At 55.7% G+C, this 22,911-nt stretch carries 17 protein-coding genes and 1 tRNA gene; 6 read left to right on the top strand and 12 right to left on the bottom strand.

Features of this window, described 5'->3' with window-relative positions; all coding sequences use genetic code 11:
• Window positions 1–316: 316 nt before the first annotated feature.
• Window positions 317–1,282, top strand: coding sequence for a GGDEF domain-containing protein (locus J1C54_RS02490; protein WP_229144247.1), 966 nt, complete (start codon window positions 317–319; stop codon window positions 1,280–1,282).
• 355 nt (window positions 1,283–1,637) lie between these two features.
• Here J1C54_RS02490 and J1C54_RS02485 read toward each other — a convergent pair whose 3' ends face one another.
• From J1C54_RS02485 to J1C54_RS02475, 3 genes are all read right to left on the bottom strand, one after another.
• The gene (locus J1C54_RS02485) at window positions 1,638–2,765 is read right to left on the bottom strand and encodes an acyl-CoA dehydrogenase family protein (protein ID WP_229144246.1); all 1,128 of its coding nucleotides are present in this window, start codon (window positions 2,763–2,765) and stop codon (window positions 1,638–1,640) included.
• A gap of 12 nt (window positions 2,766–2,777) precedes the next feature.
• Entirely contained in the window at window positions 2,778–3,980 is a 1,203-nt protein-coding gene (locus J1C54_RS02480; RefSeq protein WP_229144245.1) for an acyl-CoA dehydrogenase family protein, read from the bottom strand.
• A gap of 182 nt (window positions 3,981–4,162) precedes the next feature.
• On the bottom strand, window positions 4,163–5,062 hold the full coding sequence (locus J1C54_RS02475; RefSeq protein WP_229144244.1) for a fatty acid desaturase: 900 nt from the start codon (window positions 5,060–5,062) through the stop codon (window positions 4,163–4,165).
• A 155-nt stretch (window positions 5,063–5,217) separates the two neighbouring features.
• Between J1C54_RS02475 and J1C54_RS02470 the strand changes: the two genes are divergently transcribed.
• The 3 genes from J1C54_RS02470 to fdxA all read left to right on the top strand — a co-directional run bounded on the left by J1C54_RS02470 (window position 5,218) and on the right by fdxA (window position 9,431).
• Window positions 5,218–6,237, top strand: a complete 1,020-nt coding sequence (locus J1C54_RS02470) for an AraC family transcriptional regulator (protein WP_229144243.1) — start codon at window positions 5,218–5,220, stop codon at window positions 6,235–6,237.
• Between the two features lie 223 nt (window positions 6,238–6,460).
• Entirely contained in the window at window positions 6,461–9,004 is a 2,544-nt protein-coding gene (gene mutS, locus J1C54_RS02465) for a DNA mismatch repair protein MutS (protein WP_229144336.1), read from the top strand.
• Window positions 9,005–9,107: 103 nt separating this feature from the next.
• A complete protein-coding gene (gene fdxA / locus J1C54_RS02460; RefSeq protein ID WP_229144242.1) occupies window positions 9,108–9,431 on the top strand; it encodes a ferredoxin FdxA in 324 nt (107 codons plus the stop codon).
• A gap of 611 nt (window positions 9,432–10,042) precedes the next feature.
• On the opposite strand, the gene J1C54_RS02455 is transcribed toward fdxA, so the two are convergent.
• The 3 genes from J1C54_RS02455 to J1C54_RS02445 are packed head-to-tail and all read right to left on the bottom strand — an operon-like array spanning window position 10,043 to window position 11,790.
• Window positions 10,043–10,390 carry an Hpt domain-containing protein gene (locus J1C54_RS02455; protein ID WP_229144241.1) on the bottom strand — a complete coding sequence of 116 codons (348 nt, stop codon included), beginning with the start codon at window positions 10,388–10,390 and terminating at the stop codon, window positions 10,043–10,045.
• Window positions 10,391–10,427: 37 nt separating this feature from the next.
• Complete coding sequence (locus J1C54_RS02450; protein ID WP_229144240.1) at window positions 10,428–11,084, bottom strand: TIGR04282 family arsenosugar biosynthesis glycosyltransferase; 657 nt, start codon at window positions 11,082–11,084, stop codon at window positions 10,428–10,430.
• Window positions 11,077–11,790 carry a TIGR04283 family arsenosugar biosynthesis glycosyltransferase gene (locus tag J1C54_RS02445; protein WP_229144239.1) on the bottom strand — a complete coding sequence of 238 codons (714 nt, stop codon included), beginning with the start codon at window positions 11,788–11,790 and terminating at the stop codon, window positions 11,077–11,079. Before J1C54_RS02445 ends, J1C54_RS02450 begins: the two co-directional genes overlap by 8 nt.
• A 94-nt stretch (window positions 11,791–11,884) precedes the next feature.
• Between J1C54_RS02445 and J1C54_RS02440 the strand changes: the two genes are divergently transcribed.
• Window positions 11,885–11,961, top strand: a tRNA-Arg gene (locus tag J1C54_RS02440).
• Between the two features lie 19 nt (window positions 11,962–11,980).
• Here the strand turns inward: J1C54_RS02440 and J1C54_RS02435 are convergent.
• From J1C54_RS02435 to J1C54_RS02420, 4 genes are all read right to left on the bottom strand, one after another.
• Entirely contained in the window at window positions 11,981–12,853 is an 873-nt protein-coding gene (locus J1C54_RS02435) for an SPOR domain-containing protein (RefSeq protein ID WP_229144238.1), read from the bottom strand.
• A gap of 89 nt (window positions 12,854–12,942) precedes the next feature.
• Window positions 12,943–13,629 (bottom strand): START domain-containing protein, encoded by a 687-nt coding sequence (locus J1C54_RS02430; RefSeq protein ID WP_229144237.1) that lies wholly within the window; start codon window positions 13,627–13,629, stop codon window positions 12,943–12,945.
• Window positions 13,630–13,736: 107 nt separating this feature from the next.
• Window positions 13,737–15,173, bottom strand: a complete 1,437-nt coding sequence (locus J1C54_RS02425) for a phospholipase D-like domain-containing protein (protein ID WP_229144236.1) — start codon at window positions 15,171–15,173, stop codon at window positions 13,737–13,739.
• 19 nt (window positions 15,174–15,192) lie between these two features.
• Window positions 15,193–15,525: a hypothetical protein gene (locus tag J1C54_RS02420; RefSeq protein ID WP_229144235.1), complete on the bottom strand. Its 333-nt coding sequence runs from the start codon at window positions 15,523–15,525 to the stop codon at window positions 15,193–15,195.
• 69 nt (window positions 15,526–15,594) lie between these two features.
• Between J1C54_RS02420 and smrA the strand changes: the two genes are divergently transcribed.
• Window positions 15,595–16,179, top strand: a complete 585-nt coding sequence (smrA, locus tag J1C54_RS02415; protein WP_229144234.1) for a DNA endonuclease SmrA — start codon at window positions 15,595–15,597, stop codon at window positions 16,177–16,179.
• A 9-nt stretch (window positions 16,180–16,188) separates the two neighbouring features.
• Here the strand turns inward: smrA and sthA are convergent, their stop codons facing one another.
• A complete protein-coding gene (gene sthA / locus J1C54_RS02410; protein WP_229144233.1) occupies window positions 16,189–17,586 on the bottom strand; it encodes a Si-specific NAD(P)(+) transhydrogenase in 1,398 nt (465 codons plus the stop codon).
• A gap of 63 nt (window positions 17,587–17,649) precedes the next feature.
• Window positions 17,650–22,884, bottom strand: a complete 5,235-nt coding sequence (locus J1C54_RS02405; RefSeq protein WP_229144232.1) for a choice-of-anchor Q domain-containing protein — start codon at window positions 22,882–22,884, stop codon at window positions 17,650–17,652.
• Window positions 22,885–22,911: the final 27 nt, after the last annotated feature.

Here is a 22,911-nt window from a genome sequence, read left to right as displayed (position 1 = left end):
AGCTGTTGGCCACTCTCTCCGCGATAAATCGCTTATCCCGCAAGCGCGCCTGCTTGTCAGTAGTAGTCAGACCCGTTGGATACTATGATTGGGCACCACCGCCATTGATGACAGCAAGGTCATGCAACAGCAGTTAGGCAGCTCAGGAATTCCCAACAGGCTTTATCGCCTCATTGATATGCCCCAAGTCGACCGGATGATATTTCTCGGGGCGGTGATCCTTGTAACGCCGATATGCCTCAGTATTGTCATAGCAACAGCTTTATACGCACTCCCGGAGCTGCTCACCCCTTCCTATGCGCGTTTCGTTTTGGGCATGTTTTTAGCCGACATTGTGCTGGTAAGCGGGGCCATCGCCTATGGCATTCACATCAGAAAATATGAACTCCAATCAGATCGTCTGGAACTATTTTTGATTGTCTGTTTTGCTGTGCCGATAATTGTCGCCGGCTGGCTTTCGGGCACACACTTCACTGTCGCTCTATTACTTCAGTACATCGGGCTGGCCATTGCCATGCCTATGGCCAATATCCGCAACATCAAGGCGTTATTCTTCATCATGCTGCTTTGCCTGATGATATTCTCAGTGATTGAGGTATTTCGTTTACTGCCCTATGCACCCATGATTAACCAGCCCCTGTATGACGGACTTAACAACCCTCATTGGGCGTGGTCAGTATTTATTTCCCTGTTTGCAGTTATGACTTCCAGCTTTTATCTGTTTGCACTGCTTGCCACAGAGCGCTGGGCCCAGCGTGAAAACCACCTGAAGCTGGACTCTATTACTGACTCACTGACTGGCCTGTTCAACCGCAGCTACCTTTTTTCCACTGGAACCAGTGAATTCACTCGCTCTCTGCGCATGGCGGATCAGGACCTGTCCTGCATTATGCTGGACATAGATCACTTCAAGTCCATCAATGACACCTATGGCCATGCGGCCGGAGATCATGTGCTCAAGCAAATTGCCACAAAGCTGACGCTCCAGGCCCGATCCTCCGACATAACAGCACGCTATGGTGGCGAAGAATTTGTTGTGCTGTTGCCACAATGCAGCCAGGACGAAGCGACAATCATCGCCGAGCGCATACGCACTTCCATTGAGCAGGCCCCGATAGAGCATGGCGACGAGACACTTTCAGTCACCGCGAGCTTCGGCGTTGCATCAAGCTGTGCACTGCCACAGGGGGCAACATTCGAGACACTGCTTCAGCAGGCAGACACGGCTCTCTACGAAGCAAAACGGGCTGGCAGGAACCAGGTCAGCCAGGCAATCCGCTGACCTCTGCCACCTCTAGCAGTGGGCGCCAAAGGCAATACAACTATTTTGGCGCGATAATTAAACATCACTTTTGCTTGCCATCCCTTTATAGGAAGCACTCTAGAGTGAGGCCAGATTCACGCAGACACGCTGATCAACTTCCAGCCACTTGGGTAGTCACGGGGATAACCACGCAACCACCGCCGATACAGCCAACGGCAAAGGAACCGCAGGGCAATGACTTGATGTCGCTGCCGGGAAAAATCACATCACTTCATCAAATGGGCCACGCTTACCTGCTGGTGGAAGCATGGCTACGTTTGCACACAGCCTGAGAGAAACATGCGCAACCCACACCTCATCAAGACAGACTTGATCAGGGCCGTGCTGCTGCCATGGCCATCAGGTGACGATCCGCGTTACCGAACATGCCGTCCGCTGCGGTGACTCGCTTGGCATAGTGCCCCACTCCCAGTTCATCAGTCATGCCCATACCGCCGTGGATCTGAATCGCCTCCTGCACAATCTTGCGCCCGCCCCGGCCTAACTGGGCTTTTATAGCATGCACCGCACGCGGCGCATCCTTATGACCTTCCGCAGTCTTCAATGTAGCCGCCAACAACAGCGACCGGGTTTGCTCCATGGCAATAAACATGTCGGTCATGCGATGCTGCAGCGCCTGGAATTTGCCAATCGGCACACCAAACTGCTGACGGGTTTTGCTGTATTCCACGGTCTGCTCCAGCAACACGGACAGACTGCCCACGCACTCTGCAGAAATTGCCAGCAGGGCTTCCTGCAACACGCTATCTGCTATGTCTGCTGCCTGATTCAGCTCACCGATTAGAAACTCATGGGGCACCAGTACATTGGAGAAACGCACCTCAGCACCCTGCCGGCCATCCACAGTGCGATGAGGCAAACGCTCAATGCCTTCGGCATTCGCGTCAACCAACATCAGCGACAAGCCATGACGATCGCCCACCGCACCCTCAGTACGTACCAGCACCACCAGCAGGTCGGCCTGGTCCCCATTAAGCACACACGCCTTGGTGCCATTAAGCACGATACCGTTGTCCTGGACTTCGCCAGACATGGCGGTGTTCTCCAGACTGAACACACGCTCGTATTCTTCCGCTGCAAACGCCAGCTGCAGTTTGCCTTCGATTAATGCCGGGATTTTTTCATCCTGCACCAATTCCCGCGCATGCCGCAGGAAGCCACCGCCCATCACTACCGTGGCGATATAGGGTGCCATGATCAGACCCTCACCCAGGCTTTCCAGCAACACCATGGTTTCGGTGACCCCCAGCCCGAGGCCACCGTGCTTTTCCTCAAACGGCACTGCCAACCAGCCTAGCTCGGCAAACTGCTGCCAAGTGGCCGCATCCAGTTTTACCAGCTGCTTATTCTGACGATGCTTTTCCACATCACTGTTAGCACGGACAAAACTGCGCGCAGAATCCGCCAACATCTGTTGCTCATCATTCATCTGAAAGTTCATATCCCTGCTCCCTTACAGACCCAGTACGGCTTTGGCGATAATGCCGCGCTGCACTTCATTGGAACCGCCATAGATGGAACAGGCGCGCGAATTCAGATAGTGCGGCATGGCGGTCATGGCGTACTCCGGCCCCAAGGGCGGCTGCTCCGCACCAGGCACCAGCGCCTGCGGCTGCCAGATCAACGCTTGCGCCCCCAGAGTCTCAATGCGCAACTCGGTGGCTTTTTGCAGCAACTCGGTGCCGAGGATCTTGGTCATGGATGCCAGAGCGCCGGGGTCCTTGCCGGAAGAAAGCGCTGACTTGATGCGCATCTCAGTAAACTCCAACGCCAGAATGTCAGCTTCCAACGACGCCATCTTATACTGCCAAACAGGATCATCCTTGAGGGTGCCATGCGTACCTTGCTGCTTGCCGGCCATAACGCGGATCTTTTCCAGCAACACATTGAGGCCTGGAGCATATGCCTGCCCGCCACGCTCAAACATCAGCAGATACTTCGCTACAGTCCAACCATCGTTTTCCCGACCAACGCGATTCGCCTGGGGCACACGCACATTGTCGAACCACACCTGGCACTGTTCCGGCACTTCATCCAGACCAACAATAGGCTCCACCGTGATGCCAGGGGACTTCATATCCAGCAACAGGAAAGTAATGCCCTGCTGCGGCTTACCATCCTTTTTCGTGCGCACCAGGGCAAACATACGATTGGCATGATGGGCGTAGGTGGTCCAAATCTTGGTGCCGTTGATGATGTAGTCATCACCGTCTTTTTCGGCAAAGGTTTTCAGCGATGCCAAGTCAGAGCCGGAGCCGGGCTCGGAGTAACCCTGACACCAGAAGTGCTCACCATTGAGAATCTTCGGCAGGTATTCCGCTTTCTGCTGCTCCGTGCCGCAGCCAATCAGGCACGGGCCACACATTAGCAGTCCCATCGGCACCAGCGGTGGCGTCTCCGCACGGACCAGTTCCTCAGCAAAAATTGCGCGCTGGCTAACACTCCAGCCGGTACCACCAAAAGCCTCCGGCCAATGCGGCGCCGCCCAGCCCTGCTTGTGCAGGATCTTCTGCCAGGCCATCGCCTCCTCAACCGGTGAGAACACCGACGTGACGAGCTTGCCAGCACGACGAATATCGTCCGTCAGGTTCTCCGCGAGGAAGGTTCGCACCTCATCACGAAAGAATTTTTCCGATTCAGGTATTTGCAGGTCCATGCCACTCTCCAACGTACCACCGTGCCGGCGGATGCTCTTTGTGGTCAGCATTCTAGGACGTCGGCGCAGTGGCCTGAATGACACAATGCACCGCAAATGGCGTGCATCAAGTCAAGCCCGCATAGATCACCGGATGGCAAGCTGGGGGCGCTGTGTACAGCTGTTTTCGGGCACAGCCGGCGCTATACCCGCCCATGCCCCTGAGCCACCGGCTGACGGTCGAACATGCCGCAGATCGGAGTGCCTTGGGCGCGCAGAATCGGCTCGATATCCCGGTGCACCGCGTGGTAGCGATAGAAGGGCACCCGCGGGAACAAATGATGTACGGAGTGCAGGTTTTGCCCCAGCCAGAACCACTCGAAGGGCTTCAGCCAGCGCGGAGCGATCAGACTATTGGTGTTCTGATAGCGCGCGGTATTCTGGTAGGGGATATGAGGGCGGTATGCAAACCAGTACGCGGTGAACATGCCTCCGAAGTAGTAGCCAAGCAGGATCACCCAAGCCAGCCCGGGGGCGGCAACAAGCATCAGCAAGGCGACGCGCCAGCCCACTGAAACGCTGACCTCAAGGCAGTACGTCAGGCGCTCCCTTGCGGTCGCATTCTGCCAGTGATTGACGACAAAGAAGGTGTTCTGCACCCAAAGGAACTTGATCGGCGTCATCGTCAGTCCCCGCAGACCGTTTCCCATGGCGCTGATAATAAAATCCGGGTCTTTGTCCGGCTGGTTGGTGTAACGGTGATGGGTAAAATGCTCCAGCCGATGCGATGCGTACGGCACGGCAATCAAAGGAGCCACCAGATACCCGCACAGATCGTTCAACCAGCGTAGCTCATCATGCTTGCCGTGGATATTGCCATGGGCCGCTTCATGCAATGGTGTGTAGGACATGTAGGTCAGGGCAGCCATTAGTGCAGTGGCAACCCATCCATTCAGCAGGCCAGCGACGAACAAGCCAAGGGTCGCTGTAACGCCAATCCAGACGACCGCCACCAGTGCGACTGTGGGCCAGCAAATCTGGCCCATATGTAACTTGGCCACCGCAATGGCCTCGCGGTTGAGGGCCTGGAGATCGTTGGACATGGCGTTTCCCTTTCTGGCATTGGTATGGTTTCACTGTGCCCCTCGGGCGATCTGGGTGACAGGGCAGTTCTGGCCAGTATGCTGACCTTTCTGGCCAGACACCGGCATCGCAGACCCGCTATGCCCTGCCCTGCCGCTGGGCTAGAATCGCTCACATGCCCGCATCAGGAAGCTTTCTTCACCCCGCCACCATTGCCCAAGTGATGGTCAACTTTGCCGCCAGTCTGGGCGTGGACAGTGACACCTGCCTGCTGGGCACCGGCATTAACGAAACCTTGCTCGAAGACAGCGATGCCCTGATTCCCCGCGAGCAGGAAATGCGACTCATCGAGAACATCATGCTGGCACTGCCGGACGAGCCAGCTCTGGGGTTTCGGCTTGGCCAGCAGTACAACGTTGCCACCTTCGGCATCTGGGGATTCGCCCTGCGTACCAGTCGGACACTCAGGGACGCTGCAGAAACTGCCATGCGTTACCTGCCCCTGAGCACCGCCTACTGCCGCATGTTCACCTTTGACGATGGTCAGTACTTTGGCATCGGCATGGACCCTTCGGATATCCCCCGCCATTTGCAGCAGTTCCTGCTGGAACGGGATCTGGCAACCGGCATCAATCTAGTGCGTGAGCTCAGTCTTGCCGGGCTGACCATTGCCCGAGCCGAATTCCAGGGCGACCCGCCGGCCTATGCCGACTTCGTTAAAACCGCTATTGGCGTAGCGCCGCACTATGGCCAGTCACGAAATGCAACGATGGTCTCGGTGGAGTCCGCGGACAAACCCTTGCCCACCTTTAATGGCAACCTGGTACGCATGCTGGAAGACCAGTGCCGCACACAACTCCAGCAACGACAGGTCGGCGGTTTGGCCGGTCAGGTGCGCCAGCACATCCTCGGCCGGCTGGGCCTGATAGCTACGGTGGAGGAAGTCGCCAGTGCACTGGCCATGTCACCACGCAGTTTGCGACGCAAGCTGGAGCAGGAAGGCACCAGCTTCCGCCAGTTGATTGAGGAAGAACGCCGCCAGACTGCCGAACAGATATTGGCGGGTTCTGACATGACACTGGATGAGCTGGCGATTCATCTGGGCTATACCGACACAGCCAGTTTCACCCGGGCATTTCGGCGCTGGCTGCACATGTCACCGGGTGAGTACCGTCGGCGTCACAAGGCCAGCTGACGGTTTACCCGTAGTATGCGGCCGGGATGACGGGCCTGACTCCTCAGCTGATGTGACACTGCCGCTCGGCTAACCGATCGGAGCCCCTTCCACACAAGACATGCCCGCCAACAGGCCCGCGTTGGCAGCGCTGGAGCGAGCCGATATCATCTGCCCTTCGTTGTCACGCATGCCCCCCGGCCGGAGCCTTGTATTGTCCGCAGATATCAGTAACCACACCCCTATGATGCAGCAGTACCTGCGCATCAAAGCTGAGCACCCGGATCATCTGGTGTTCTACCGCATGGGCGACTTTTACGAGCTGTTCTATGGCGATGCCGAAAAGGCTGCGCGGCTGCTGGATATCACCCTGACCTCCCGGGGCCAGAGCGCTGGCCGACCCATTGCCATGGCAGGTCTGCCCCACCATGCCGCCGAAGGCTATCTGGGCCGACTGGTACGGCTGGGCGAATCTGTGGTGATCTGTGAGCAGTTTGGAGACCCGGCTACCAGCAAGGGCCCCGTTGAACGGCGGGTTGCCCGAATCGTCACCCCTGGCACCGTCAGTGACGAAGCCTTGCTGGATGAGCGACGTGACACACTGTTATGCGCCGTAGCGGCAAATGGCGAACACTATGGCGCTGCATCGCTGGACCTGGCGGCTGGCAGATTGACCGTAACCCGGGTCGAGGGACGTGAAGCCCTGCTGGCCATTATCGAGCGACTGCAGCCTGCGGAACTGCTGTATGACGAGAGCGCCGCTTTGCCCGAATCGGTACGCAAGCGTGCGGGCGCACGTGCTCGACCAGTATGGGAGTTTGATCCGGACACCGCTCAGCGTTTGTTATGCAAGCAGTTTGGCACCCATGATCTGGCAGGTTTTGGCAACCCTTCAGCGCTGGAAATTGCCGCCGCCGGCAGCCTGCTTGGCTATGCTCGCGAAACACAGCGCAGCGCCCTGCCCCATCTCAATAGCATGTCGATTGAGTCCCATGACGATGGCATCCATATGGATGCAGCCACGCGCCGCAATCTTGAGTTGACACAAACTCTGGATGGTCGGGATAGCCACACTCTGGCGTGGGTTCTGGACAGTACCATTACCGCCATGGGCGCGCGCCTGTTGCGCCGCTGGTTACATCAACCGTTGCGCAAAAAAGCGCGCATCAATGAGCGTAGCGAGCGAATCGCCACGCTGCGCGAAGGCTGGCAGTTCGAAAATATCCGCACACTGCTTGATGACATCGGTGACATGGAGCGCATCCTTGGCCGGGTAGCACTACGCTCGGCAAGGCCACGGGATTTAACCCGACTGGCTCGCAGTCTTGCCGCCCTGCCCGCCCTGCAAGACGCTCTGCCGACCACTGGCTCGCTAGCTGTTTTGCGGGAAAAGCTGGGTGTTTTCCCCGAGCAATGTGAATTACTGCAAAAAGCCATCGTTGAAAACCCGCCCATGTTAATGCGCGATGGCGGGGTAATTGCCGAGGGCTATAACAGTGATCTGGACGAACTGCGCAGCATCAGCGAAGACGCTGGCAGCATTCTGGTAGACATTGAAGAACGGGAGCGTGCGCGCACCGGTCTTGCCACCTTGCGAGTGAAATATAACCGGGTGCATGGCTACTACATTGAGCTATCGCGCCGCGATGCCGAACAGGTGCCAGCAGACTATATTCGTCGACAGACGATGAAAAACACGGAACGTTTCATCACCCCCGAGTTGAAAACCTTTGAAGACAAGGCTCTGTCTGCTTCCAGTAAAGCGCTCACGCTGGAGAAAGCCCTGTATGAGGAGTTGCTTGATCGCTTGAATGAACGACTCGCTGACTTGCAACACAGTGCCGCAGGGCTGGCCGAGCTCGACGTACTGGCCTGCTTTGCCGAACGCGCAGAAGCCCTGAATCTGGTCCGCGCATCACTGGTGGGCGAGCCGATTGTGGAAATTATTGATGGCCGTCATCCGGTGGTTGAACAGGTACTGGAAGAAGCCTTCGTACCTAACAGTCTGCATCTGGATAACCAACGCCGCATGCTGATCATCACCGGTCCGAATATGGGCGGTAAATCCACTTATATGCGACAAACTGCTTTGATTGTGCTGCTAGCCCATATTGGCTGCTGTGTACCTGCAGCCAGCGCCAGTATCGGTCCCATCGACCGGATCTTTACCCGCATAGGCTCTGCCGATGATCTGGCCGGCGGACGCTCTACCTTTATGGTGGAAATGACCGAGACCGCCAATATTCTGAACAACGCCACCAGCAGATCGCTGGTGCTAATGGACGAGATCGGCCGCGGCACCAGTACCTTCGATGGTCTGGCACTGGCCTGGGCCGCTGCTACCCGACTGGCTAGCGAACAGCAGGCATTTACCCTGTTCGCCACTCACTACTTCGAATTGACCCGCCTACCGGATGAACTGACGACGGTGCGCAATGCCCACCTGACTGCCAGCGAACATGGCGATGGCATTGTCTTCCTGCACCGGGTTCAGGAGGGGCCTGCCAGTCGCAGCTACGGTCTTCAGGTAGCGCAGCTGGCCGGCGTCCCCGCCAGTGTGATCCGCGCCGCAAGGGCACGACTGGCGCAACTGGAAAGCGGTCAGACGATCTCCGTGGGTCCACAAGGCACGGTTTCCGCCGACACTCAACCGGCACAGGCGGACCTGTTCCACAGCTCACCATCAGCGCTGGAACAGCAGCTCAGCGAACTGGACCCGGACAACATGAGCCCCAGAGATGCCCTGCAAGCTCTTTACCAGCTCAAGGCGCTGCACCAAGATGTCTGACCACTGGGCAATATACTGATTTGCCTGCCCCCGGCACTGCCAGTAGACTAGCGCGCCTGAGGAAACACAGCCCCCGGAATTGAGCCCGATTGAGGACCAACAGATGACCTTTGTAGTAGGCGAGAACTGCATTAACTGCAAGCACACGGATTGCGTAGAAGTGTGTCCGGTAGACTGTTTTTACGAAGGCCCCAACTTTCTGGTAATTCACCCGGACGAGTGCATTGATTGCGCCCTGTGTGAGCCTGAGTGCCCGGTCAACGCCATCTTCTCTGAAGACGAGCTGCCGGATGATCAGAAAGAGTTCGTCGCCATCAATGCCGAGTTGGCTGAGACTTGGCCGAACATCACTGAAATGAAAGATGCCCTGCCAGATGCCGAGCAGTGGGATGGTGTGGCTAATAAGCGTGAAAAACTGGTTCGTTAAGCATTAGGATCTGGCCCTGCGAGGCCAATGGCTACTTCAATAAGCCCGTAAAAGAAAAAAGGGTGGCATCCTGCCACCCTTTTTTGTCGAGCATCCTTACCCGAATTGCGCTCAGTTGACCTCCATGTCTGCGATCCTTGCAGTTCCTTGTGAAGCACTCCCTGTACACGAAACCAGTCTAGCAAAGCCCGACACCCTGCGGATGCCCCAAAACGGGGGGAATAGGGCTAAAAAAACAAGATGGCGAGAGAAACTCCTTTGTTGTCAAAGGATTGGCTTATAAAGTGGGACAAGACAGGGCATTTTCCAAGCGTTTTTTCTGTGGTTATCCTACGCATTTGTAGGATATCTCTTACAAGATCATGGGTTAGCTTGTGCCTGATTGACGATTTTACATACCCGCCCGGGTTTTTACAGACCACTCCGGCACTACTGATCTAGGATGATTATGTGACAGCAAGTCATAGCAAAGAGGGACAGGCAGGATACCGGCCCCTCAAGAACCACCCGCCAGGCGCTCAGTAACGACCCTCGGCTGCCATAGGGCAGCCTGACACCCCGCTTCGACTTCACTCGCAGCGGGGTGTTTCATTTCCTGCCCCCCCAAGACTTCAGCTATCAACGCAGCTCCGCAGCGCCGCAAGGGCCTGATCGTGGGAGGCCTCGAGCCTGCCAAGCAGACTGGCGAGCTCCTCCTCTGCCGCAGCTGCCGCGCTGCGCTCCAGATCCACACAATGTGCTGTGACTTCAATCGCCCCCAGATTGCTGCTGCTCCCCTTCAGGCTGTGCGCTAATTGCCGAACCAGATTGCGGTCGCCCAGCTCCACGGCGTGGGACATTTCGGCAAGGCGCTTGGCAGTATCCCGCTCATAGGAATCCACCAACGTGATAAAGCCATCTGCCATGATTTCCTTAAGCTCCCTGACCAGTTCCCAGTCGAGAGACGCTGACGCGTTCATGCTGTCTCCTTGATTTCTCTTTCCATGATTTCAGTCTCTAGCTGAGCAAGCCTGCTGATACCGCCCGGTGATAATCCGCCTCGGTATCAAGATCCCACAACGCTGCCAGCATCGCGATCGACGCTCCATGATACTGCAAACGGGATTGCGTGCAGGCCTTCAGACAGCACAACGTCATGGCCAGCGCCTCGTGACCGCCAAAACGCACGGGATCAAGAAGATGATAATCATGCCAGCACTCAGGCTCGGCACTACCAATCAACCAATAGCCCCCATCTTCTGCTGGCCCCAGTACTACCGCAGCATCCTGCAATGCTGCAAAGCCTTGCTGCAGGTGTTGCGGCGCCAGTGCCGGGCAGTCAGAACCAATAAGCAGCACCCGCTGGTATTGTCGATGCAGATCGGCAATCGCTCGAACCATTCTCTCACCCAACCCGCTACCCTGTTGCACACGCACACTGACGCCGTAGCTGGCTGCCATTGCCGATAGCTCTGCTGATGGTGCTGCTGCGAAAAGAACACACGGATAACCGCTGTCTGTAGCGCTTTTCAGTGTCATGGCCAGCAGACGACGGTAGACATCCAGTGCCATCGCATCTCCCAAAGTGGCTGCCAGGCGAGTTTTTACTTGCCCGGCCAGTGGCGGCCGAGCAAATACCGCGACGACGGCAGACATGCAGGCCGAGTCAACCATCTGATGGCTCCGCTGCGTAGTAGTAACGATGTAACTCTTCAGCAGATGCGCCCCGAAAATAGCGCCAGCGTAACCACCACATAAAACTAACGGTGCGCCAGACACCATGACGCTGCCAACGCCGGCTATCAGTAGTGATTCTCTGTCGCAGACAAACAGGCCGCCCCAACCGTCGCAACCGAGCGCTGATTTCCACATCCTCCATTAGTGGCTGCACAGGAAAACCTGCAACCCTGTCAAACCAGCAACGGCTGATAAAAATACCCTGATCGCCAGTGGCGATAGCAGTGATCCGCGAGCGCAAGTTCATCATCGTGGCAACCAATCGCAAGCGCCAATCGGCGCCACTGAGCATCACATCAAAGCGTCCCCAGCCGCCACTCACCAGCTCGGGCAAACAACTTTTCAGTGTGTGGATTTCATCCCCTGCGAGATATGAATCGGCATGCACAAACCATAGCACGCGGCCTCTGGCACTGGCCGCACCAGCATTCATTTGCAAAGCTCTGCCTGGACTACTAGTCAACATTTGGTCGGTTAATGGAGTGGCCAAAGCAACCGTGTTGTCACGACTACCCCCATCCACAAGGATCAGCTCTGCACCCTGCGCTCGCCATGGCTGCATGCTCTGCAGCAGCCCGACGACACCCTGAGCTTCGTCTAAAGTTGGAATAATAATGCTAAGCCAGCACTCAGCGCTGTCCACACATCTCTCCGTCACCGTTATTACCTGCCATCAGGGTACTGCATAGAAGGTGACGGCAGAATACTGGCGGGTATAATGCGGATTGCCCTGCAATGCTCCCGTAGCTCATCTGGATAGAGCGTCCCCCTCCTAAGGGGAAGGTGGCAGGTTCGAGTCCTGCCGGGAGCACCATTTTACCGCGCTCAAAAGGCTATTTACTTATCCAGGGTGACGATACCTGTTGGAACCCGGACAGCCGTTCCCGCAAAGACCGCGCATCCTGCAAGGACACAAGCGCAACCGCTGACACACGCCACCAAACTGCGTCTGCGATATTCACCCGTGTTGTTGTGCTAGCCAATCCAGCCTTATCAAGCACTTGAGCAAACAGTTTGGCTTGATCAGATGACGAGAACGATGCCAGATTCAGACTGTATTCTCCGCCCTGCCGCATGATTCCGGAACCAGCATCCAACTCCGTTATCGGAGCAAGTGACTGCAGTGCCTGCATATCAACCGAACCTGCTTCTTGCCTGCCGGCACGGTAAGTCTGCAATGGATTCATGAGTGTAATGGCTTCAGTAATATCTCGCGGCTTAACAGTAATTCTTCCCTCAATCAGCACAACAAATTGATCGTTACTATCCACTTGCCCCCACAAGTCGGTACCACGAATACCAATGGTGGCCGTATTACCAAGCTGCAGATTCACGTCGCGCCGCCAGAGTTTGCTTAGCTCGGTGGTGGTGTAGCGAAATGCGCCGCGCACAACCTCCAGAGCACCTTGCAGAGAGTTCTCTGTATCCTCATTTCCCGTTGAAGACACAGTCATCAGGCCAACATTCAAAGTGGCCTCTGGACCAACCTTGACTCTCGCGTGATCGGGCATCTTGAGCCAGACCTTGCCGCCAGCCCCGGTAATAATCTGTTCACCTGAAAATATCGTGTCGCCTGGCGCCAAAGCGATGTTGGTTCCGTTTTTCTGGACCCACGCAGGGTACTGCAAGCCTTCAACCACCAACTCCGCAACTGCGACCGAAGACAAAGCACATAAGACCAAGATGGCGCATCGGATTAAAGCCATCACAGGCCTCCTGTAAACGTTCGGGAGGCAAGTTTATTGCATAGATGGGTGACTCAACTGTGAACGCAAAAGACTAAACAGCCCAGCTACTACTGATTAGCCCCGGGCCAGTCCGCGGGAATCCGGTAATAACCGCGATCTGTGCCATGAAAACGCTCCTGATCAGACACCCGCTGATAACGGCGCAGGGAAAAGTAGGGAATATCACGCAGGATCAGGTTGGCGATCCACGCCGGGATGTAACCACCCGGATCCAGCACCACTTCAAATGTGACGTGAACTTCACCAGGCTCCACGGGTGTAAAGCGCAGCATTCCTTTTAATGCTGGCATGCGTACATAACCCGCCTGAGGCTCAAGCAGGCTGTCATTTGCTTCATAGGACACCACTACGGTACCGGTATCTGGCTCCTGACTGATATGCAAATCCAGCGCAGCATCGCGGTTGCTGACTGGCCACGGCAATCGAGTGGTAACCCATATCTTGCGCTCAACACCGGATTCTCTGCTTATCTCCGATATGGAGGAAATCATGTGCATCCAGCTGACGACAAATTCATAGTCCTCAATCTGATTACCGATGGCGCGCAAGTCAGACATGGGCACCACCGCCTCACCGCGGAAGGTTTTAATGGATGAATCATCGTTGTGTGACATGTAGACCAACACACCGTCGCGGTCTGTCACCAGACGCCAATCACGCTCCTCCGCCTGAGCCGACAGGGGAGATAGCAGGAACGCGGCCAGCAAAAGCCATACTGATAGCCGACCTGTCATGTGTTCTCCTTGAAAAAGTGAGTGGCGCTGTGATTATGCGACGGTTGAGCATACCAGCGTAGTCCAGAAGCGCTCAAAGTGGACAAATAAAACCAAAACACAACAAATCAAAGATAGGGCTCTAAAATATGCGCCAGAGCGTACCGCACCCGGCGCAATGCGGACCATTCGGATATCAATGACGAATCCAGCCGGAGGGCGTGAACCTCTCGCATATCAAAACAGTGGTTCAGCTGGGCAGCCAGCCCTTCGCCATAGCACTCCATATCGAACTCAAAATTCAGCCGCAGACTACGGGCATCCCAGTTCCCCGAGCCAATCATCGACCAGCAGCCATCCACCGTCATCAGCTTGCCATGGTCAAAGGCACCACTGGAAAGACTCACCTCACACCCCCTGGAGACCAGCCACGGCAGAATATGCAGCGACGCCCAATGCACCACACGCAGGTTATTCTGCTGTGGCAACAGGATTCTGACCCGCACTCCGCGCAGGCAAGCCAGTTGCAATGCCATCTGAATGCTCTGATCAGGGACAAAATAAGGAGTCATAATGCGGATCTCTTGCTCCGCACTGCCAATAGCGGCCAGCAGAGTCAGACGCCGCTTCTCGAAATCTGCATCCGGCCCGGCGCTAATCCCTCTGGCCATCACCGCTCCCTGTACCGCCGGCCCCCGGTAGGCATCGTCAAGCAGCTCACCGGTGGTGAAGTGCCAGTCTGTGGCCACACTGTGCAGCAGGTGGCCCACCGCGGGGCCGCTGACGGCAAAGTGCAGATCATGAACGATGGGCGGCTTGGTCAAGTAGCCAGCGCGCAGATTCATCCCACCGGTAAACCCAAGGCAGCGATCGACCACCAGAATTTTGCGGTGGTTACGCATATTCAGATAAGGCATCCGCCAAGGCGCCAGGGAATACAGAAAGCGACCATGTGGGATGCCAGCATCTTGCAAGCGACGACGGATGGTGGGAAACGAATAGAGCAGCCCCATTCCATCTACCAGTACCCGCACCCGAACGCCGCGCTCACAGGCTGCCTGTAGAGCGGCGACCATGCGCCTTCCCGCCTCATCATTGCCAAAGATATAGGTGCACAGATAAACCGATTCTCGGGCCCCGTGAATAGCCTCAATCATGGCGGTCAGGGCCTCATTGGCCTGCAATACCCGAACGTCATTACCGGCAGTAAGAGGCAGCCCGGTAAGCCTCGCCACCAGACCAGCCAGAGACTGCATATTCCCTTGAGGTGGCTGCGGCTCCGCAGCCGGACGCCAACCACTGACAATGTCCAGCCGACCGCCGGTGAGCTGCCGAGCTCGGCGACGGATACGATTAACACCAATCATTAAGTACAAAACGAAACCGACAAACGGCACCAGCCAGACCAGTCCGGTCCATGCTGCCGCAGCGCGGGACTCTCGCTTGTGCAGAACAATATGGATGGTGGTCCCGGTGGCCAGCAGAACGCCGAGCACGGCCAGCAGACCGGGCCAGTACTGCTCCCACAGAAACGGAAGATCAAGCGGATCTGTTGCCGAAAGCAATTCCCTAAATCCTCCGCTCCTAATGGTCAGCAAAGCTTGCCGACAGGTGCTCCAGTGCCAGCAACGCTTCTTCCGGGCAAGAGACAATCTGATAACCGGCATGCCAGCGCCCGGTATCAGTAAAGTCCAACCATCGTTGATCTACCTCAAGCACAATGACATCCGTACCATGCATGGTCCAGGGCAGCTGCAGCTCGACGATACGGGCATCCCCCGACAAAGGCTGCCCTTGGCCGGAAACGCTTAAACCACGGATAGACAGGTCAATAATATGGCCAAAGGGCTCCGCCGCACCGGGCTCACGCACTCGGACGTTGACGTTCAGAGGACCCCGCTTTGAGCGATGCTTCATCCTTGACTCCTGAAGTCGGCAGACAACCAGTCTGCGTCAGCTTCAGGTACCATGCAATCGGAGGTGTCTATGTCACAGCAGGACGAAGATATTTTTCTGCGCGAAATGCGAGGCGTTAGGCGCTTGCCTGATGAACCCGTGGTTGTGACCCCTACGCGGAGCTCACCAACCCTGTCCCAGCTGGCCCGACGACAGGCCGCCGATAGTGACTTATCTGGTGCCCCACGGGAGCCCCTGAGCCTGCCAGAGCAGGTCACTGAAGTCGGCCCCCATGACCTTGTGGGTCTGAAAAAGAACGGTGTCCAGGAGGGTGTCTATCGCAAGTTACGACTTGGCAAATATGAGCCGCAGTCCCGACTTGACCTGCACCGGGTCACTCTGCGTGACGCCCGCATTCAGGTGATCGACTTTCTCAACACTGCCTATCAGCACGGCTTACGTACTGTACTAATCACCCATGGCAAGGGCCACCACAGCGTCACGCCCGGCCGCATGAAAAGTTATGTACTACACTGGCTGGAGGAGTGGGATCTGGTGCTGGCTTTCCATAGTGCCAAACCATGGCATGGTGGTGCCGGCGCCACCTATGTACTGTTGCGTAAAGCACCGGACGCCAGCCTGCGTAATCGCGAACAATATACCCAGGGGCGCTGAGCCTGCCACTCAGCGCCTCAGGCGATTCATGCCATTAATTGCGGCAACCCGGTAGGCCTCTGCCATGGTCGGATAATTAAATGTCGTCTCAAGAAAATAGTTAAGCGTATTGTTGGGCGCTGGCTGGCGCATAATCGCCTGACCGACATGAACAATTTCCGTAGCCTGATAGCCAAAGCAATGAATCCCCAACACGGCCAGCGTGTCACGGTGAAACAGGATTTTAAGCACTCCGACTTTTTCTGCAGTTATCTGAGCTCGCGCCAGATTACGGAAGAATGCCTGACCTACTTCATAAGGGACTTGCTGCCGGGTCAGCTCCTGCTCCGTTTTACCCACAGAGCTAATCCCAGGGATGGTGTAGATACCGGTTGGTACGTCTGTGACCTGATGCTGCGCGTCACCACAAATCATGCCAGCGCAGAAACGTCCTTGATCATAGGCTGCACTCGCCAGCGATGGCCAACCAATAAGATCACCCACCGCGTAAACGCCCTCACAATCAGTCTGATAGCGCTCATCAACGCGTAGATGGCCTCGGCCATCTGCTTCAAGACCAACACTATCCAGGCCTAGCCCATCGCTATTACCCGTACGGCCGTTAGACCACAGCAAAGCATCAGCGCGGATACTCTTGCCTGACTGTAGATGCAGCGTGACCCCCTGATCATCTGCTTCCACCTTGGCGTAATGCTCGTCATGGCGAATGGTGGCTCCCTGTTCCCGCAGGTGGTAGCTCAGGGCATCAGAAATTTCCGCATCAAGAAAATCCAGCAGATGGGAGCGGCTGTCCACCAGGTCCACCTGGATACCAAGACCGGCAAACATGGATGCATATTCACAACCGATAACACCTGCCCCATAGATAATCAGATGTCGCGGCGTTGAACTCATGCTCAAAATTGTATCGCTGTCATAGATACCGGGATGAGTAAAGTCCACATCCTTGGGGCGGTATGGCCGTGAACCGGTTGCCAGAACAATGTGCTTAGTCTCCAGTAGCCACTGCCTGCCACTGTCATCTTCCACGCGCACCCTGCCCGGCCCATCGAGCCGACCATGACCACTGAATACCGGAATGCGGTTGCGCAGGTAATAGTCAGTACGCACGCCGACCTGCGCATCAATCACTTCACGGGCACGGGTGACCATATGCTCCCAGCGATTCTCTACTGGGGCGCGCATATCCTGCAGCAGGGGGTTTCGGTGGTGCCGAATAACCTGACGGATCAGGTGGCGTAGCGCTTTAGAAGGAATGGTGCCGAGATGGGTGCAACTTCCACCAACTGTTTGCTGATTTTCGACGACGGCAACACGACGACCACTTTTAACGGCGCGCATTGCTGCGGCCTCGCCGGCGGGACCAGTGCCAATCACCACCAGATCCCAACCACCTGAGATATCCATAAACCACCCTGAAAAGTTGCTGTGAGGGGGTTATACCTCACAGCCGCTTACAGGGAAACCAGATCAAACGCGAGGCAAACGACGCAGACGACGACCGATCAACAGCATCACCGCCATCATCCACCAATAGCCGGCACTGCCGGTATTGGCCTCGCCCCCCGGGTACAGCACTCTGAACTCAGCGGATCTCTCGGCACCGCACTGATCCCGATAGCCGAGCACGAAACGATCATTGAACTGGCCAAGGCTGTCACGCGGGGTATAAGTCACGGTAATCACGCCAGCATCCTCGCGCACCACCAGACCGAGCCCATCGGGCACCCCCGACAGCAAGCCGAACTCCGGATCCACCGTGCCATAACCTTCGATACCGAATACCTGCGGAAGAAACTCAAAGCCCTCACCAGTATCCACCTCACGCAAAACAAAGGAGGCAAACTTAGGCGGTGTTTCCAACGTGATACGCGGTACCGACGCAGGGCCGCTTTCATCCAGAAGCTCAACCACACCATCGGGATCATTGATATCCAGAGTAAATACCTCGGTGCGGCCGGGCTTGGAACGAATGCTCTCGCTTTGCATTAGCGGACTAACGTTATCAAGAGTGACCGTAACTTCTGCACTGGTAGACGTGGTGAACTGACCTGACTCCTGATTGAAGACCATGAAGCTGTAAGGGAATACCACCTCAAGCCCGCCCTCTTCAAAGTCAGAACACTGCAGGGCATCAACAGGCTCAACCAGAACAATACAGCCTTCATCACCACCGGCGCCTGGTTCTCCGCCACAAGGGCCCGGATCCCGAGAAAGATCAGCCTCGCCAAGCTCTCGATCATCAATAAACAGCTCAACTCTGGAGCCATCCTCCGAGTCACTGCGGCCGCTAATGATCAGGCCGCCATCGTCAACGATAAAATCACCATCAGTGTCACCAGAGACGGCCTTAATCTGCAGCGCCGAACCACCGGTGGTCACAAACTCAACGGCATCCTCATCTAAATCTGACTCCGGATCAGGGTCACGGACGATCAGAGTCTGTCTGGCACTAGCAACAAACACATCATTGCTGTTGTAGACCACAGCACCAATCTCATAGACGCCAGGCTCAAGCACGTCGGCACTATTGTCGAACTGCCATTCACCGTCATACACCTTGCTAACGGTAAAGGTTCGCGAACCCCCATCCACAGGAACCACGATTGAGTTACTTGCCGTTACCGCAGGATTAGAGGGATCCAAGTCAATGGTACCTCGCAAAACCTCGTTGTCGACAAGCTCGTCAGCGACATCGGGGACACCATCACCAGCGAGATCATTGAACAACACATCAATCCGCACAACACGAGCAGAGTTGGTTTTATTGGATGTGCTGTCATCAATCGCTGTCGGAACCTGTAATTCATAGGCACCAATATCACAGCGACCGCCAGACTCACGGGATGTGCCGCGCAAATCAAGGGTTCGACAGGCAGTCGGACTATTATCTCCAGAGACCAGCTCTGCCGTATTACCCGCATCAATGATGAAAGGTCCTGCAGGATAGGTCAGCGGGTTATCCAAAGCCTCGGCAATAATGGGCAAATGCGGTGGAATATAACGATCATCGTCAAACTGCTCGCCTGCCAGCAAGGCACCATTCAATACATCAAGAATATCGGCACCATTCACTTCACTATTGGCTACATTATTATCAGACGACGCCGCCGTGCAGGTGGCTGGTGTTGGCGTAGAAAACAAGTTGTAGTAAAGGCGCTCAAATGCCTTGGCTCCAGTGGTGCACTCCCGCGAGCCTACATAGGCGCTATTCGTCAGAAATATTCTGCCGGAGTTATCGCCCAGCTCAATCACGCCAGCGCCTGCAGCAGCAGGCGCAACCGCATCCACCACTGTGCTATTAATAATGTAGACATTGACCCCGGAGTCCATCTGCTGCAGATCGATCGCGGCACCAGCAAGCGCATCATTCTCAACAAAGGTGCTATTGAGAATGCGGGCGCCACCGGCGAAAGGCAGATTTATATCCAGCGCACCACCAGCACCATTTGGCGCGGAATTACTGGAGAAGGTCACTCCATCAAAGACAACATCATGACCACGATTCTGACCAATCATGGAAAACACGCCGCCGTTAATACCGGCTTGATTACCGTGTGCGTAACTACGTCTCATGGTGAAAGTGCGGCTTAACTCAGCATTATAGTTGAGGTAAATCGCGCCGCCATTACCGAGTGCCTGATTGTCACGCAGCTCAACATTTTCAAGAGTTAGCGATGAGTTGGTAAAAATAGCGCCGCCGTTATCCGTTGTGTAGCCATCCGCAATGGTTAGATTACGCAGGGTTAGTAGCGAGGTCGCCTGGATGACACGGTGCTGATTGGCCGGCGCCGGAAGAATGACAGTCTTGCCCGGACCCTGACCTTCGATAACCACATTCGAACTGAAGATATCAAGCACAGCCTCAAGCTCAATATCCCCCTCCACATCGATAATAATCCGATCCTGCCCCGTCTCCCCTGAAATACAGTCGGGAAAGAAAAATGGTGATCGGTCGATGCTTACAAAAAGCGCTTCCCTGAGACTGCACTTCTTATTGTTCGAGTAGGGGTTTCCATCACCATCCAGAGCATTCAGGTCAGCAGAATCTTCCAGAGTGTTGACAATGATATCTGCGGCCTGAAGCTGTGCAGCAAACAGCAACACAGGCAAAGGCAGAAGAAAACGCATCCGCCGGAACAGCAACGACATTAGCGAAAGAAGAGCTACCCAACCGAACGAGCCCAGCGTTGTAATATCTTCTTTTTTGCTCAGGCCCGATGCCGCTTCAACTACAAGGTTTGAGTTCGCCGAGGGATCAGCCGCCGCGTAGGTGGGGCCATCCACTGCATCGGAATCAAGGTAATAACGGAACTGATCGACGCCATGGAATGACTCCAGCGGCGTATGCAGGATAAGTGGATAGCCAGCAGGGAAAATCATTTCCTCTTCATCCGCAAGCGGCAGCCGGTTTAAATAAACGCCTTCACGATCCGGCACCACAGTGACCCTGGTTTCTCCATCCGGGTTAGCAGGACTAACCAGACCACTAACCCAGTTAAGTGGTACTACATCAGTTTGCCTGGGTGGCAGGAAAAACTGGATACAGGCCAGCGGATCGGCAAGATCCCTACAGTCTATCACCAGATCCCCCACATCATTAGCAAGCACGTCGAGCAGTACTTCCTGCCCCTGCACGACCCTGAATTCCTCATCTGCACCCGCAGCAATCTGCAGCTCAACTGAACCTGCATCACAGCGCGGCTCTCGATTCAGGTCACGCTGATCTGTCGCTGCACAGACAAAGAAAACAGCATCTTCCGGACTACCCGCGCTTATCAGAGACGGTTCAATACGACCTGCCGCCGGTGCCGGCAGCGTAACGTCATTATTTGGCAAGAATCCTTGCAGGCCGTCATCAAAAGTCATTGGACGGCAGCTGGCAGCACCGGCGGGCGCCTCACAGTCAAAACGATCATCAAATGCGGGATTCAACGGATCCGTGATGGCGGGATTATTGCCCAGCAAGAGAGAGAAATCGACCAGACTGTAATCGAACGGTTCGCCGCTGAAGGGATCAAGGTATTCCGCATCAAGCGGTCCACAGGTAGGTGCACCTGCAGCGCCGGCACTGACAACATAAGCAATCTGCGCCAGGTCAAGGGTCAGATCACTACCCGCCGTGGCGGGGCCATCATCCGCCGCACAATCGCCGCCGATATTGCCTAACACTGCGGAGTTGTAAAGCTCGTCATAAAGCACGGTTGTTGTTGCGGCCGTACGATAAGAAAGCGCCGATCCGGCACTGGCATTATTAGCAACAATAGTGACGTTATTAAGACCGCTACTACGCTCATCAGTGGCTATACGGATGGCAGCACCATCGACCGCACTATTGTTATAAAAAGTACCATTGTCAGCAAAAATAGACGGCGCCTGGCCATCAAGATAGATTGCGCCGCCATCACCGTCCGCACTGTTACCAATAAAGTGGAAGCGACTGCCAGTAATCCCACCACGAAAAGTACTAGCCGAGGCAATGGCGCCACCGTTTACTGTCGCATGGTTATTCTCAAAGCGAGCACGGGAGAAACTCACGGTTCTGTTGCCATCCAGATAGATGGCCCCGCCATTCTCAGCCTCCCCGTCAGTAAGCAGTGACCCTTCGTTAATATTGACCGTCCCCAGAACAAGCATCAAACCACCATTCTGGCCTGCCGGCAAAGCACCAGCACCCACTACAGACATGAACTTAAGTGTCAACGTAGCACCGTTGCGAACCTCGAATACACGCCGATTTAGTGCAGCCTTAATCTGTACGTTTTTCTTCTCCTCACGATCGAAGGCATCTTCTCTCATTGGCTCAAAGGTAATTCCAGGATTCACCGCACGGCCATCGCGGTCCTGTCCACCACCTAACACCAGAGCACCGGCACATACCGCAATCGGGTCATCACAAAGCTGGTAAACTACCGCTGGATCTTCCGAGTCCGCGAGAACTGACTTGAGAAAAATAGTATTAGCGATGGTCCCGGCCGGACACTCGGCCTCGACCAGATATTCTGTATCGATTTCGTTTTCTACTTCAGGCAGATCTTCGGAAACCGCTTCATCATCACCCGCTTCTACTCTTACCCGGAAAACGATCTCTGCCTTATTCCCTTCACGAATTTTGCCCTCTGCAAAGGTCAGATCGTCTTCGCCAGCATCCGCATCATTAATTTCTGCAGGACTTGCAAATGGGAAGCCATCCGCCACATCCGCCTTCTCAGCACCATTAAGCAAGGTGCTGCCAGCCACATAGCTGGAGATATAACCTCTCCATGTTCCGGTGAGCGGGTCGATTACGGCGGGGTCTTCATGGGGGAACAGGAATTGCAACGTCACACCTTCAATATCACCACCGGCTTCATCGGCCTCGACAGTGATGCGGTACTCGAGCAGGTCACCCCGCTCCGCCACCAGTCGACTGCCGACCGGCAGAAAAGAGCCATTGTTACTGACGTTGCGAACTTCTTTGACAAACGATAGCTGGTTTACATCGCCGGGACTGGCCGCCAGGGTCACGCCGCGCTCATCCGACTCCACACCGCCAATGTAACCGCGTTGCGTGTTGATCGCATTTACGGCCTCGCGCACCGAGCACAGCCCGTCTGCGGCGACCAGATCACTGCGGGTGCCGATGTCATAGTTAGTGGCCGACGCAGCTGCGGACAGGGCCATAAGGGTAACAGCGACAAGAGAAACTGAACTGCGGTGGAACATGCTTCAACTCCGACCGTCACCGGCCTG

Source organism: Alcanivorax sp. 1008, assembly GCF_020667895.1.
In the GTDB taxonomy this organism is placed as follows: Bacteria; Pseudomonadota; Gammaproteobacteria; order Pseudomonadales; family Alcanivoracaceae; genus PGZG01.
Note: the sequence above shows the minus strand (reverse complement) of the source record. Positions and strands in the feature narration are given on the sequence as shown.

Coding starts and splice junctions, on each gene's coding strand:
- J1C54_RS02490 (WP_229144247.1), top strand. CDS start 317: ATGTTTTTAGCCGACATTGTGCTGGTAAGCGGGGCCATCGCCTATGGC.
- J1C54_RS02485 (WP_229144246.1), bottom strand. CDS start 2,765: ATGAACTTTCAGATGAATGATGAGCAACAGATGTTGGCGGATTCTGCG.
- J1C54_RS02480 (WP_229144245.1), bottom strand. CDS start 3,980: ATGGACCTGCAAATACCTGAATCGGAAAAATTCTTTCGTGATGAGGTG.
- J1C54_RS02475 (WP_229144244.1), bottom strand. CDS start 5,062: ATGTCCAACGATCTCCAGGCCCTCAACCGCGAGGCCATTGCGGTGGCC.
- J1C54_RS02470 (WP_229144243.1), top strand. CDS start 5,218: ATGCCCGCATCAGGAAGCTTTCTTCACCCCGCCACCATTGCCCAAGTG.
- mutS (WP_229144336.1), top strand. CDS start 6,461: ATGATGCAGCAGTACCTGCGCATCAAAGCTGAGCACCCGGATCATCTG.
- fdxA (WP_229144242.1), top strand. CDS start 9,108: ATGACCTTTGTAGTAGGCGAGAACTGCATTAACTGCAAGCACACGGAT.
- J1C54_RS02455 (WP_229144241.1), bottom strand. CDS start 10,390: ATGAACGCGTCAGCGTCTCTCGACTGGGAACTGGTCAGGGAGCTTAAG.
- J1C54_RS02450 (WP_229144240.1), bottom strand. CDS start 11,084: ATGGTTGACTCGGCCTGCATGTCTGCCGTCGTCGCGGTATTTGCTCGG.
- J1C54_RS02435 (WP_229144238.1), bottom strand. CDS start 12,853: ATGGCTTTAATCCGATGCGCCATCTTGGTCTTATGTGCTTTGTCTTCG.
- J1C54_RS02430 (WP_229144237.1), bottom strand. CDS start 13,629: ATGACAGGTCGGCTATCAGTATGGCTTTTGCTGGCCGCGTTCCTGCTA.
- J1C54_RS02420 (WP_229144235.1), bottom strand. CDS start 15,525: ATGAAGCATCGCTCAAAGCGGGGTCCTCTGAACGTCAACGTCCGAGTG.
- smrA (WP_229144234.1), top strand. CDS start 15,595: ATGTCACAGCAGGACGAAGATATTTTTCTGCGCGAAATGCGAGGCGTT.
- sthA (WP_229144233.1), bottom strand. CDS start 17,586: ATGGATATCTCAGGTGGTTGGGATCTGGTGGTGATTGGCACTGGTCCC.
- J1C54_RS02405 (WP_229144232.1), bottom strand. CDS start 22,884: ATGTTCCACCGCAGTTCAGTTTCTCTTGTCGCTGTTACCCTTATGGCC.